Raw genomic sequence first — 13,315 nt, forward strand, 5'->3', positions numbered from 1 at the left:
GCCATGGCCACCGCCCAAGCCATCACCACCGGGGAGTACAAGCTCTTCCCCAACCCGCGCAACCTGCACCGGGTGGTGTTCGCCCACCAGGTGTTCGTGCCCTATCCGTACATGTTCATCGAGATGGAGAGCTACTACCTGAAGGGCCGCTACAGCCTGTTCGCGGCCCACCGCATCGTCGACAACAAGGCCGGCCAGCTCGCCACCTTCGAGGACGCGGCCGACGAGGCGAAGTTCAAGGCGAAGTTCGTGCCGGACTGATGCCGTGCCCCGATGCAGCGGCCGCTGAACGGGTCGCGGATCGGAGGAAAAGGTGGGCCGCTTTTTATGGGCTATAATCGTGGGCTTGCAATGCGGGATTAGCTCAGTTGGTAGAGCGATACCTTGCCAAGGTATAGGTCGAGAGTTCGAGTCTCTTATCCCGCTCCAGATCCAGATGAAAAGGCCACCTCACGAGGTGGCCTTTTTCATGGCCGATTCAAACCGGCCCTGCCGGCCTTCATTCAAACCGGCCCTGTCGGCCCTCAGGCGATCAGCCGCAGCGCCGATTCCCACGCCAGCTGCGCATGCGCCAGCCCTTCCTCGCGGTTGAACTGGTCGGCGGTGCGTTCGCGCACGGCCACGGGCGGGTAGATGATCTTCTGCCCGCCGCTCAGTGCCTTCGTCTGCGCCTGGCAGGCGCGCTCCAGGAAGTAGATGTTGAGGAAGGCCTCCGCGATGGTGCGGCCGGCGGCCAGCAGGCCGTGGTTGCGCAGGATCATCACGCGGTGTTCACCCAGGCTCGCGACCAGGCGGTCGCGTTCGTCCAGGTCGAGCGCGATGCCTTCGTAGTCGTGGTACGCGAGGTGGCCGTAGAACTTCAGCGCGTGCTGCGAGATGGGCAGCAGGCCCTCTTCCTGGCACGACACCGCGATGCCGTCGGCCGTATGGGTGTGGATCACGCAGGCTAGGTCGTGCCGCGCCATGTGCACGGCCGAATGGATGGTGAAGCCGGCGGCGTTGACGCGTTCGGTCGTGTCCTTGGCTTCGACCGCCGCGCCGGTCGGGTCGATCTTCACCAGGTCTTCCGGCCGCATCTCGTGGAACAGCACGCCGTAGCGGTTGATGAGGAAGTGGTCCGGCGTGCCCGGGATGCGCGCGCTGATGTGCGTGTCGATCAGGTCGGTCATCCGGAAGTGGGCGACCAGGCGGTACAGCGCAGCGAGGTCGCGGCGTGTCTGGATTTCGGCGTCGGTGAGGGGGGCGGTCATGCGGGTTGTCCGGTCGGGGAGGGAGATGGCGTCGGGTTGTCGTGGTGCGCTTGCGTCAGTAGCCGCGCGCCATGTCGACCTGGTTGAAGTAGGGCGCGCCCTCGTGCATCTGCGCGATGTTGCGCACCACCTGTTGCACCACGACGTCGTAGGTGGCCATGGTCGCCATGTGGGGCGTGACGACCAGGCCGGGGGTGGTCCACAGCGGATGGTCGGCCGGCAGCGGCTCCTGCTCGAACACGTCGACGATGGCGCCGCGCAACTGGCCGCTGCCCAGCGCCGCGATCAGATCGTTTTCGACCAGGTGCTCGCCGCGGCCACAATGGATCAGCGCCGCGCCCTGGGGCAGGGCCGAGAAGGTGCGCTCGCCGAGGATGCCGCGCGTCTGCGCCGTGAGCGGCAGCAGGCACACCAGCACGTCGGTCTGCGCGAGGAAGGCGTCGTAGCCTTCCTCGCCGCTGAACATCGTGACGCCCGCAATCTCGCGCGGCGTGCGCGCCCAGCCGCTCACCGGGTAGCCGAGCAGGGGCAGGCGCCTGGCGATGTGGCCGCCGAGTTCGCCCATGCCCATCAGCCCGACGCGGCATGCCGAGGCCGGCGTCTGCCGGGGGCGCTTCCATTCGTGGATGCGCTGGCTGGCCATCGCCTGGTCCAGCTTGCGGTGGAAGTGCAGCACCCCCCACAGCACGAACTGCAGCATGCCTTCGGCCAGCATCGGGTCGACCACGCGGCAGACCGGCAAGGCGCTCACGTCCTGCTCGGCCACGACGTTGTCGACACCGGCGGCGATGCTGTGGACCAGGCGCAGATGGGGCATCTGCGCATAGACGCCGGGCGGCGAATTCCAGCAGACGGCGACCTCGGCGTCGAGGCAGCGCGGGTCGGGCCAGGTGACGACGTCGAGCGCGGGGTTGGCCTCCGTCAGCATGGGGCGGAGGAAGTCGAGGTTGGCGGTTTGGCTCAGCAGGGCGACGATGGTCATGAAGCGGAAATCAGAGGTGGAGGGGGCAGTGCGTGCTGCGTCGACCGTGGGGTGACGCCCCGCCACCCACCGGTTCGGACGGGCTATTCTGAACGCGGATGCGCGCGCCGGACCTTCGCGGGGCGCGAGCGGCCCGCCGGTGTGCCGCGCTTTGCGTCGTCGACGGCGGCAGTGTAGGGAGTCGGCCGTGCGACGATTGCGTGGTTCGAGCCGAGTTCTGTCTCGCGCAGGCCATTCTGGCGCGATCCCGGGCAGGGGGCGGGCTCGTGCCGTCTGCGTCGGTCGACCGCCGTCGGCGCATTTCTTGCGTCATTTCCCATGTACTTTGGCACCTCGATGATGCGCACCCCGAACCCCGTCCGCAGCCAGGTCTTCCAGGACTACCAGGACATCCCGCGGCCGGTCTCGATGATCATCGTGGAGCACGACCCCGAGCCCTCGATGATCGTGCCGCGCCACTCGCACCCGCGCGCGCAGCTGGCGTATGCGGTCAAGGGCATGTTCACGCTGCACACCCAGGAAGGCGCCTGGCTGGTGCCGCCCAACCGCGCCGTCTGGGTGCCCGGCGGCATCGAGCACGAGATGCACGCGCGCGGCCAGACCGTGTCGAACCGCTCGCTCTATATCCAGCCCGACGCCTCGCCCGGCCTGCCCGACGAGTGCTGCGTGATCGAGGTGTCGCCGCTGATGCGCCAGCTCATCATCGAGGCCATCGACATTCCGCTGCTGTACGACGAGGCGGGGCGCGACGGCCGCGTGATGCGGCTCATCCTCGACGAGATCTGCGCCGCGCCCAAGGTGCCGCTGCATGTGCCGATGCCCAACGACCCGCGCCTGCTGCGCATCTGCAAGGCGCTGCTGGCCGACCCGGGCCGCGAAGGCGACCTCGAAGACTGGGCGCGTTTCGGCGCGCTCGGCCGCCGCACGCTCACGCGGCTGTTCCGCGACGAAACCGGCATCACTTTCACGCTGTGGCGCCAGCAACTGCGCCTGATGGAGGCGCTGCGCCGCCTCTCGATGGGCACCGCCGTCACCACCGTGGCGATGGACCTGGGCTACGAGAGCCCGAGCGCCTTCACCGCCATGTTCCGCCGCGTGATGGGCAAGACGCCCAAGCATTACCTCGGGCGCAACGACATCGACGCTGACTGACTGGCGCGCCGGCCAGTCGTTCGCATCAAGCGAGCTTGTTGACGCCGCACCAGCGCGCCATGAACACCGCCAGCACCGCGGTCGTCTGCATCAGGCTATCGATCGATGCCCACTCGTCGATGCCGTGGATGTTGGCGCCGCCCGAAGGGCCGTAGCAGATGGCGGGCGTCTCGCCGTAGAGGTTGAAGAACTTCGCGTCCGTCGTGCCCGTGAAGGCGGTGGGTTGCAGCGTCGTGCCGACGACGTCCTGGTGGCACTTCGAGATCGCCTGCACGATCGGCGCGTCGTCCGGCACGTGGCAGCCGTCGGCCTGGAAGCCTTCGTAGACGAGCTTGTAGCTCAGCGCCGCATGGGCCGGGTGGGCTTCGTAGGCGGCGGCCAGCACGGCCTCGACCTGCTGCTTGGCCTGCGCGACCTTCATGTCGGGAAAGAAGCCGATGCGCACGTCGGCGCGGCAGGCCGAGGGCACCGACGAGGCCCACTCGCCACCGCTGATCTTCCCGAGGTTGAAGTTCACCGGGTGGTTGTGGTGCGCGTAGCTACGGTAGCGCGCGCTCGGTGCGTTCCATTTCTCTTCGAGCTTCTTCAGTTCGCCGAAGAGGTACATCGTGAAGTCGATGGCGCCCACGCCGGTCTGCGCGACCGAGGCGTGCACCGGCTTGCCCAACACCTCGATGGCCAGCCACAGCACGCCCAACTGGCAGGTCATGACGCCGTTCTCGGAAATCGGCTCGGGGATGACGGCCGCGTCGGCGCGGTAGCCTTCCACCAGGCAGGCGAGGGCGCCGTTGCCGGTGCATTCCTCTTCGATCACCGACTGGAAGTACACCGGCGACGCAGGCTCGAGCCCCAGCGACTTCAGCGCCTTGAAGGCCATCGTGTAGGCCACGATGCCCGCCTTCATGTCCGACGCGCCCCGGCCGTACAGCCGGTCGCCGTCGACCTTGCCGGAGAAGGGCGGGTCGGTCCACAGCACCTCGGCGCCGGTGGGCACCACGTCGATGTGGCCGTTGAAGATCAGCGAGCTGCCCTTGAACGGGCCACTGGGGCGGTGGATGCCGACCACGTTGGTGCGGCCTTCGTAGGAGACGATCGAGGGCGAATAGCCCGGGTGGGCCTTCAGCTTCTCCTCGTCGATCTGGAATTCGTCCACCTGCAGCCCGAGGCCGGCGAAGGCCTTCGCCATGAAGGTCTGCGCGCTCTGCTCGTGGCCGAGGAGGGACGGGTGCGTGACCAGTTCGCTCAGCATGGCGACGGCCTCGCCGCGCAGGGCATGGGCGGCGGCGGCGATGGCGGCTTCATCCGCCACGACTTCGGGGGTGGTTGCTTGCATGGGGCCCATTCTTTCACCGGACCGCGGCCGGCGTTGTTCGAAATGGGCCGCGCACTGTCGAAAGCGCGCCGACCGACCCGATCCCCGCCGCCCGCAGGCAGTGCAGCAGCCGCTCGAAGGCGGGGGCGATGTGCGCTTCCTGGACGCACGCATAGCCCAGCAGCAGGCCGCGCCGCGCACCGGCGCGGCGGTAGTAGGCCGACAGCGGCCGCGTCAGCACGCCCTGCGCCTGCGCCGCGGCGGCGATGGCCACGTCGTCGCAGCCATCGGGCAGGCGCAGCACCAGGTGCAGCCCTGCATTGCTGGCTTGCGGGTGCAGGAACTCACTGCCCAGGTGCTCGGTGATGAGCCCGACCAGCAGCGCGCGCCGGCGCGCATAGAGCACCCGCATGCGGCGGATGTGCGCGGCGTAGTGGCCCTCTGTGATCAGCTCGGCCAGCGCCAGCTGGGTGATGGCGTGGCCTTCGCGGTAGAGGTCGGCGTGCGCCGTGCGAAAGGCCGGCGCCAGTGCGCGCGGCAGCACCATGTAGCCCACGCGCAGGCCGGGGAACAGCGTCTTGCTGAAGGTGCCGATGTAGATCACCGGGCTGTCGGCCTCCAGCCCCTGCATGGCGGGGATCGGCCGGCCGGCGAAGCGGAACTCGCTGTCGTAGTCGTCCTCGACGATCCAGCCGCCCGAGGCGCGGGCATGGTCGAGCAGTTCGCGCCGCCGCGCCAGGCTCATCACCGCCCCCAGCGGGTACTGGTGCGACGGTGTGACGAAGATGAGCCGTGGCGCCTTGCCGCCGCGCGGCCAGCCCGTAGCGTTGCACGCGGGGCCGTCGTCGGCGGGCTCGACCTGCAGCGGCCGCACCCGGGCCGCGTCCATCTGCAGCACCTTGTGGAAGCCCCAGTAGCCCGGCTCCTCGACCCACACCGTGTCGCGCGGGTCGACCAGCATGCGCAGCGACAGGTCGATGGCCTGGTGCACGCCCTCGGTCACCAGGATCTGGTCGGGTTCGCAACGCACCGAGCGCGCCACGCGCAGGTGTTCGGCGATGGCGGCGCGCAGCGCGGGGTGGCCCCCGCCATGCGCGTAGGTCAGCAGCTCGGGCGCCGGCGCGCGCCACAGCCGCGTGAGGATGCGGCTGAAGGTGCGGTGCGGGAATTGCGTGACGTCGGGCACGCCCGGCATGAAGGCGCCCCATTGCACCGGCGCGGCCGAGGCGTTGGCCAGCAGGGCCTGCGCGCGTTTCGACAGCCGCACCGGTGCACTGGTGGCGGCGGGCTCGGCCATCGCACGACCGGCGCTGAGAAAGCTGTCGGGCGCGGTCTCGGCCACGAAGGTGCCGCTGCCCACGCGCGAATGCACGTAGCCCTCGGCCTGCAACTGCGCATAGGCATGCAGCACGGTGTTGCGCGACATGGTGAGTTCGCGCGCCAGGTCGCGCGAGGCGGGCAGGGCGCTCGACGGCGGCAGACTGCCGTCGAGGATGGCTTCGCGGAGGCACTCGTAGAGCTGGCGGTTGAGCGCGGTCCCGGTGTCGGGCGCCAGGCGCTGCAGCACGAGGTCGGCGCAGATGGATTGCATGGTCGGAAAAAGTCGATCTCCATTGGCTCCATCCAATTGCTGGAAGCGGATCTTTTCGGTGGAGCCAATCCGCCATTCAATCACGCTTTCCGCTTTCCGCTTTCCGCCCGACCCACCTTCCACCGGACCCGACCATGACCCGCAACCGCGAACTCCAGACCCGCCGCCTCGCCGCCACGCCCCGCGGCGTGGGCGTGATGTGCGACTTCTACGCCCAACGCGCCGAGAACGCGACCCTGTGGGACGTGGAAGGCCGCGAATACATCGACTTCGCCGCCGGCATCGCGGTGGTCAACACCGGCCACCGCCATCCGCGCATCGAGGCGGCCATCGCCGCGCAGTTGAAGCAGTTCACGCACACGGCCTACCAGATCGTTCCGTACGAAAGCGTGGTGACGCTGGCCGAGCGCCTGAACAAGCTGGTGCCGATCAGCGGCCCGGTGAAGACGGCCTTCTTCACCACCGGCGCCGAAGCGCTGGAGAACGCGGTGAAGATCGCCCGCGCCCACACCGGCCGCGCCGGCATCGTCACCTTCGGCGGCGCCTTCCACGGCCGCACGCTGATGACGCTGGCCATGACCGGCAAGGTCGCGCCGTACAAGATCGGCTTCGGTCCCTTCCCGGCCGACGTGTTCCACGTGCCCTTCCCGAGCGCGATCGAAGGCGTTAGCGTGGACTACGCGCTGGCCGCATTGGCCAGGCTCTTCAAGACCGACATCGACCCGCAGCGCGTGGCCGCGATCGTCATCGAGCCGGTGCAGGGCGAGGGCGGCTTCAACGTCGCGCCGACCGAACTGATGAAGGGCCTGCGCGCGCTGTGCGATGCGCACGGCATCGTCTTCATCGCCGACGAGGTGCAGAGCGGCTTCGCGCGCACCGGCAAGCTGTTCTCGATGCAGCACCACGGCGTCGAGCCCGACCTGATCACCATGGCCAAGAGCCTGGCCGGCGGCATGCCGCTGTCGGCCGTGGCCGGCCGCGCCGCCATCATGGACGCGCCCGCACCGGGCGGCCTGGGCGGCACCTACGCGGGCAACCCGCTGGCCGTCGCTTCGGCCCTCGCCGTGCTGGACGTGATCGCCGACGAGAAGCTGTGCGAGCGCTCGACCGCGCTGGGCGCGAAGCTGGTCGCGCGCCTGCTGGCCGCGAAGGAATCGAACCAGGCCATCGCCGACGTGCGGGCACAGGGCTCGATGGTCGCCATCGAACTGCGCGACCCGGCCACCGGCGCGCACGACGCCGACGCGGTCAAGCGCGTGCAGGCCAGGGCGATGGAACAGGGCCTGCTGCTGCTGAACTGCGGCATGTACGGCAACGTGATCCGCTTCCTGTACCCGCTGACCATCCCCGACGCGCAGTTCGACCGCGCGCTGGACATCATCGATGAGGCGCTGAAGGCATGAACGCGCATATCCCGACACAAGGCCTCGGCCTGGCCCGTGCCGACCTGGTGAAGCAGGCCGGCCTCATCGACGGCCAATGGGTGCAGGCCGACGGCGGCCGCACGGTCGACGTGACCGACCCGGCGACCGGCCAGGTCATCGCCACCGTCCCGCACATGGGCCGCGCCGAGACCGAGCGCGCCATCGCCGGCGCCGCCGCCGCGCTGCCGACCTGGCGCGCCCGCACCGCACGCGACCGCGCCCAGGTGCTGCGCCGATGGGCCGACCTGATGCTCGCGCACCAGAACGATCTGGGCCGCCTGATGACGCTGGAGCAGGGCAAGCCGCTGGCCGAGGCCAAGGGCGAGATCGCCTACGCCGCGTCCTTCCTCGAATGGTTCGCCGAAGAAGCCAAGCGCGTCGACGGCGAGGTGCTGCAGCCGCAGCGCGACGGCCAGCGCATGGTGGTGCTCAAGCAGGCCATCGGCGTGTGCGCCGCCATCACACCGTGGAACTTCCCGGCCGCGATGATCACGCGCAAGGTCGGCCCCGCGCTGGCCGCGGGCTGCACCATCGTCGTGAAGCCGGCGGAGCTGACGCCGCTGAGCGCCTTCGCGCTGGGCGTGCTGGCGCTCGAAGCCGGCCTGCCGCCCGGCGTGCTGCAGATCGTGACCGGCGACGCGCCGGCCATCGGCAGCGCGCTGTGCGAGAGCGACGTGGTGCGCAAGCTGAGCTTCACCGGCTCGACCGGCGTCGGCCGCCTCCTGATGCAGCAGTGCGCGCCGACCCTCAAGAAGCTGTCGCTCGAACTCGGCGGCAACGCGCCGTTGATCGTGTTCGACGATGCCGACCTCGACACCGCCGTGCAGGGCATCGTCGCGTCGAAGTTCCGCAACGCCGGCCAGACCTGCGTGTGCGCCAACCGCATCTACGTGCAGGCCGGCATCCACGACGCGCTGGTCGAGCGGCTGGTCAAGGCGGTCGAGGCCATGCCGGTGGGCAACGGCCTCGAACCGGGCGTGACGCAGGGCCCGCTGATCGACGACCGCGCCGTTGCCAAGGTGCGCCAGCACATCGACGACGCGCTCGCGCAGGGTGCGCAGTTGCGCACCGGCGGCCAGCCGCATGCGCTGGGCGGCACCTTCTTCACGCCGACCGTGATGACCGGCGTGACGCAGGCGATGCGCGTGGCGCGCGAGGAAACCTTCGGCCCGCTGGCGCCGATCTTCCGCTTCGAGACCGACGCCGAGGCCATCGCGATGGCCAACGCCACCGAGTTCGGCCTGGCGGCCTACCTCTTCACCGAAGACCGACGCCGCATCTGGCGCGTGAGCGAGCAGCTGGAGACCGGCATGGTCGGCATCAACACCGGCCTGATCTCGAACGAGGTCGCGCCCTTCGGCGGCGTCAAGCAGTCGGGCCTGGGCCGCGAGGGCTCGCGCCATGGCATCGAGGACTACCTCGAGCTCAAGTACCTCTGCCTGCAGGACTGACAGGCTGACGCCACAGCCGCGTCGCACCCGTTCACTGCCCCGGGCGATCCCGGCGGCATCGAATGCGGCCAGAATACCTACGGCCCGACCGGCAGAAATGCGGTAGGGTCGAGCCACACCGGTTCCGTTCGAGCCCCGGTCCCGTTCAAAAGCATTGGCAATGCGGTGCCGATGGCCGTTGCCTGGGACAGGCGATAGAGCACTTCACACCCTGAGCCGGAGGGCCATGCCAAGCGACATAGTCAAGCGAGTCATTTCGCAGTGTGCCGACGACGCCGCCCCCCCGGCCGACGTCGCGCGAGCCATCGTCGGCGCCCTGAAGTCCCTGCATGCGGAACTCACCATGGTGGTGGGCGTGCAGGCGGCGTCCTCGCTGATCGCCCATGCCGTGCACCGCACGCGCACCACGGTCGGATGGACCCTGGTTTCTTCGGCGGTCATCACCGACAAGACCCTCGACGCGTTGCGCGACGACCTGGCGGCGCGTCCGCCAGCGGGCTGCCGCGCGGCGGGTGAATTCCTGCTCTTAACCCTGGTCGATCACCTCATCTCCCTGATCGGACAGCCCCTGACTCGGCGCATGCTGCATTCCGCGTGGAACCTGCCCGATGCCGCACCCACTTCTCACGAGAGCCTTCAATGATCGACAAGGTTGTCATCCAGCGCTTGCCCACGGGCGTCCCGGGCCTCGATGCGCTCCTGACCGGAGGGCTTGCGGAATTCTCCTTCAACCTGATTGCGGGGGCCCCCGGCTCGGGCAAGACCACCCTGGCGCATCAGATCATGTTCGCGCTCGCCAACCCCCAGCGCCGCGCCATCTTCTTCACGGTGCTGGGCGAGCCGCCGCTGAAGATGCTGCGCTACCAGCAGCAGTACAGCTTCTTCGATGCGGCCAAGGTCAACGATTCGATCCGCTTCATCAACCTGGCCGATGAACTGGTGTCCGGGGATTACGACCGGGTGCTCGCGCGGATCGTCGAAGAGGTGGAGCGGTTCGAGCCCTCCCTGGTGATGGTCGATTCCTTTCGATCGGTCGTGCAGGCCGCACGGGTGGTCGGCAAGGACGAGCTCGATCTTCAGCGCTTCGTTCAGCGGCTGGGGATGCTGTTGACCACCTGGCAGGCCACCACCTTCCTCATCGGCGAATACGTCGCCCTGGAGGCGCAGGCCAATCCGATCTTCACCGTGGCCGACGGCATCCTGTGGATGGCGCAGAGCGTCGAGCGCAATTCGATGGTTCGCAAGATCCAGATCATGAAGATGCGCGGACACGCCACGATCCCGGGGCTGCACACCTTTCGCATCAGCAGCGACGGGGTGCATATCTTTCCCCGCACCATCACCAGCGGTCATATGCCCCCCGACAACACCGGCAGCAGGCAGAGCACGGTGCCCGCGAGGCTGTCGATGGGCGTTCCGCTGCTCGACGAGCTGATGGGTGGGGGGTTGCCGGCCGGCTACTCGCTGCTGGTCTCCGGCCCTTCGGGATCGGGCAAGTCGCAACTCGCGGCGGCGTTCCTGGCCGAGGGTGCGCGGGTCGGCGAAAAGGGTGTCCTCGCCGCATTCGAGAAGAGTCCGGCACGCTCGCACAAGCTCAAGCTGGACGAACTGATCGCCAACGGGCAGGTGGGCGTGATCGACACGCGCGCGCTGGACCTGTCCATCGATGAAACGCTGTATGCGCTGACGGAGATGATCGAACGCACCGGGGCCACCCGGGTGGTGATCGATTCCCTCTCCGGCTTCGAGCTGGCCCTGGCACCGACCTTCCGGGAGGACTTCAAGGAGTCGCTGCATCGCATGATCGCGGTGCTCACGGGCCTGGGCGTGGCGGTGCTGCTGATTTCCGAACTCGAAGACCGATACACCGACCTGCGCTTCAGCCCGTACGGCACGGCTTTCCTGACCGACGCGATCATCGTGCAGCGCTATGTCGAATTCAAAGGCCAGCTCAAGCGGGTAATGGGCGTCGTGAAGGTGCGAAACAGCGTCCACAGCCATGATCTTCGGCCCTACGAGATCACCGATGCGGGGCTGGTGATCGGTGGGCCGGTCCCCGCCATGGACGCGATGCTGACGGGGCACCCACGGCTGATCGGCGGCGCCGCCGGAGCCTGAGATGAACCGCCGGCCCCGTGACGCTCAGCGTGAACCCGGTGCCGGCCATGGTCGGCCGCCCGGCCCGCAGGCGTTGGCCGAGCGTCGCCTGCAGGACATGCAGGAAGCCAATGCGCACCTCGTTCATGCGACCCTTGCCGCCGAGCAGCTCGGCGAGGCCGCGAAGCGGGTCAAGCGGCAGCAGGACGAGTTCATTGCCATGCTGGCGCACGAACTGCGCAACCCCCTGGCGCCCATCCGGAGTGCGGCGACGCTCCTGGAGCGGCTCGAGCCGGTCGACCCGCGCGTCAAGGCGATCAGCGACATCGTCGGCCGTCAGGTGGCGCACATGGCGCGCCTGCTGGACGACCTGCTCGATGCGTCGCGGGTGACCAGCGGCAAGGTCACCTTGCGCCGAAGGCCGACCTCGGTGGCCGAGTTCGTGGATGAAGCGGTCGAGACGACCCGATCCCTCATCGAGTCCCAGCACCAGACACTCACCCTGACCCTGCCGCCATCCCCGCTCTATGTGAACGGCGACCCCACGCGCCTGGCGCAAGTCGTCGGCAACCTGCTGCACAACGCCAGCAAATACACCCCCGACGATGGCGCCATCGACCTGAGCGTTCGCCAGGACGGGGCGTCCGTGGTGCTGCGTCTGAAGGACAACGGAGGCGGCATCGCCGAAGAGGCGATCGAGGGCATCTTCGACCTCTTCACGCAGGAGGAGCGCTCGCTGAGCCGCAGCCATGGCGGCCTGGGTGTGGGGCTTGCCGTGGTGCGCAGCATGGTGGAACTGCACGGCGGGACGATCTCGGTGCACAGCGACGGTGTCGGTCGAGGGACCGAATTCACGGTCGTTCTCCCGCGGATCGACCATGTGGCCGAGCCGGCCCCGGCGCACGCGAGCGAACTCGGCTTCGGCCCCGCGCGCGTCCTGGTCGTCGACGACAACCAGGATGCCGGCGACATGCTCGCCATGCTGCTGCAGGTGTCCGGCCATGAGGTGGAAGTCGCCCGCGACGGGCTCACCGCGCTCGCCACCTTCGCGCGGCAGCGCTCGGAGGTCGTGCTGTGCGACATCGGCCTTCCCGGCATGAGCGGCTACGAGGTCGGGAAACGCATTCGCCTCGAGAAGAAGGAGGACGGCCTCGAACCGCTGCTGATCGCGCTCACGGGGTATGACTCACCCGCCGACCGGGCCAGAACGCTGGCGTCGGGCTTCGATTGCCACGTGGCGAAGCCGGCTGATTTCGACGCCATCCTCGCGTTGATCCAGCGTCACTTCGCCGCGAGACGCGCGATCAACCCCTGAGGCCGGCACCACGTCCTCGACGCACGTGTCGGGTCATGCCTGCAGCCGTGCCTTGAAAAAATCGTGCGTTCGGGCATTGGCCAGCCGTGCGGCCGCCGCGTCGTAGTGCGCGCCCCCGTGCCGCGCGAAGGCATGCATGCAGCCGGGGTAGCGGTAGACCTCGACGTTCGGCTTGCCGGCCAGTGCGTCGACGATGGCCTGCTGCGCGGCCGGGTCGATGAACTCGTCGTCCTCGCCCAGGTGCATGAGCAACGGCGCGGTCAGCCCCGGCGCTTCATTTAGAAACTCGTTCGTGCGGCCGCCGTAGTACGCCACGGCCGCGTCGGGGGCCGCACGCACGGCCGTCAGGAAGGTCATGAGCCCGCCGAGGCAGAAGCCCATGAGCCCGACCTTGCCCGAGGCAACCGGCAGATGCCGGGCGGCCTCGAGCGTGGCGGCCACGTCGCGCACGCCGGCGTCCAGGTCGTAGGCCTGGTAGAGCGCCAGGGCCCGCGGCCAGTCGGTGTCCGGCGACAGGTCCAGCCCCGGTTCGAGGCGCCAGAACAGGTCGGGGCACAGGGCGATGAAGCCCTGCGCCGCCAGCGCGTCGCAGGTGGCGCGCAGGTCGGCGTTGATGCCGAAGATCTCCTGGCAGACCACGATGGCGGGCGCGGGCTTCGCGCCCGGCGCCGGGCGTGCCGCGTAGGCCGCGAAGTCGCCGTCCGGCGTGGTGATGGTCACGCTGTTCATCGGGGTCCGCCT

Annotated in this window: 12 protein-coding genes and 1 tRNA gene; 8 read left to right on the plus strand and 5 right to left on the minus strand. The window is 68.9% G+C overall.

The genetic code is table 11. The annotated features are described in order from the left end of the window. The first annotated feature begins 3 nt into the window (after positions 1-3). Positions 4-261 (plus strand): hypothetical protein, encoded by a 258-nt coding sequence (locus N8A90_RS03680; RefSeq protein ID WP_262073296.1) that lies wholly within the window; start codon positions 4-6, stop codon positions 259-261. 92 nt (positions 262-353) lie between these two features. Beyond that, positions 354-429 (plus strand) — tRNA-Gly (locus N8A90_RS03685). A gap of 95 nt (positions 430-524) precedes the next feature. Here N8A90_RS03685 and N8A90_RS03690 read toward each other — a convergent pair. Both N8A90_RS03690 and N8A90_RS03695 read right to left on the minus strand, forming a co-directional pair. Continuing rightward, positions 525-1,250: a class II aldolase/adducin family protein gene (locus N8A90_RS03690; protein ID WP_262073297.1), complete on the minus strand. Its 726-nt coding sequence runs from the start codon at positions 1,248-1,250 to the stop codon at positions 525-527. Between the two features lie 55 nt (positions 1,251-1,305). Continuing rightward, entirely contained in the window at positions 1,306-2,232 is a 927-nt protein-coding gene (locus tag N8A90_RS03695) for a 2-hydroxyacid dehydrogenase (protein WP_262073298.1), read from the minus strand. A 318-nt stretch (positions 2,233-2,550) separates the two neighbouring features. On the opposite strand from N8A90_RS03695, the gene N8A90_RS03700 reads away from it, so the two are divergent. After that, positions 2,551-3,384, plus strand: a complete 834-nt coding sequence (locus N8A90_RS03700) for an AraC family transcriptional regulator (protein WP_262073299.1) — start codon at positions 2,551-2,553, stop codon at positions 3,382-3,384. 25 nt (positions 3,385-3,409) lie between these two features. Here N8A90_RS03700 and N8A90_RS03705 read toward each other — a convergent pair whose 3' ends face one another. Further along, complete coding sequence (locus tag N8A90_RS03705; protein ID WP_262073300.1) at positions 3,410-4,717, minus strand: M20 family metallopeptidase; 1,308 nt, start codon at positions 4,715-4,717, stop codon at positions 3,410-3,412. A 13-nt stretch (positions 4,718-4,730) separates the two neighbouring features. Continuing rightward, positions 4,731-6,287: a PLP-dependent aminotransferase family protein gene (locus N8A90_RS03710; RefSeq protein WP_262073301.1), complete on the minus strand. Its 1,557-nt coding sequence runs from the start codon at positions 6,285-6,287 to the stop codon at positions 4,731-4,733. Positions 6,288-6,421: 134 nt separating this feature from the next. Between N8A90_RS03710 and N8A90_RS03715 the strand changes: the two genes are divergently transcribed. The 5 genes from N8A90_RS03715 to N8A90_RS03735 all read left to right on the plus strand — a co-directional run bounded on the left by N8A90_RS03715 (position 6,422) and on the right by N8A90_RS03735 (position 12,574). Next, positions 6,422-7,690 (plus strand): 4-aminobutyrate--2-oxoglutarate transaminase, encoded by a 1,269-nt coding sequence (locus N8A90_RS03715; RefSeq protein WP_262073302.1) that lies wholly within the window; start codon positions 6,422-6,424, stop codon positions 7,688-7,690. Continuing rightward, positions 7,687-9,162 carry an NAD-dependent succinate-semialdehyde dehydrogenase gene (locus N8A90_RS03720; RefSeq protein ID WP_262073303.1) on the plus strand — a complete coding sequence of 492 codons (1,476 nt, stop codon included), beginning with the start codon at positions 7,687-7,689 and terminating at the stop codon, positions 9,160-9,162. The genes N8A90_RS03715 and N8A90_RS03720 overlap by 4 nt, the downstream gene beginning before the upstream one ends. 226 nt (positions 9,163-9,388) lie before the next feature. After that, positions 9,389-9,805 carry a hypothetical protein gene (locus tag N8A90_RS03725; protein ID WP_262073304.1) on the plus strand — a complete coding sequence of 139 codons (417 nt, stop codon included), beginning with the start codon at positions 9,389-9,391 and terminating at the stop codon, positions 9,803-9,805. Beyond that, complete coding sequence (locus N8A90_RS03730; protein WP_262073305.1) at positions 9,802-11,280, plus strand: ATPase domain-containing protein; 1,479 nt, start codon at positions 9,802-9,804, stop codon at positions 11,278-11,280. Before N8A90_RS03725 ends, N8A90_RS03730 begins: the two co-directional genes overlap by 4 nt. 1 nt (position 11,281) lies before the next feature. Continuing rightward, positions 11,282-12,574 (plus strand): ATP-binding protein, encoded by a 1,293-nt coding sequence (locus N8A90_RS03735; RefSeq protein WP_262073307.1) that lies wholly within the window; start codon positions 11,282-11,284, stop codon positions 12,572-12,574. Between the two features lie 33 nt (positions 12,575-12,607). On the opposite strand, the gene N8A90_RS03740 is transcribed toward N8A90_RS03735, so the two are convergent. Next, positions 12,608-13,303 (minus strand): dienelactone hydrolase family protein, encoded by a 696-nt coding sequence (locus N8A90_RS03740; RefSeq protein ID WP_262073308.1) that lies wholly within the window; start codon positions 13,301-13,303, stop codon positions 12,608-12,610. Between the last annotated feature and the right edge of the window lie 12 nt (positions 13,304-13,315).

Origin of the sequence: Variovorax sp. N23, from assembly GCF_025486315.1 — a bacterium.
GTDB lineage: Bacteria > Pseudomonadota > Gammaproteobacteria > Burkholderiales > Burkholderiaceae_C > Variovorax.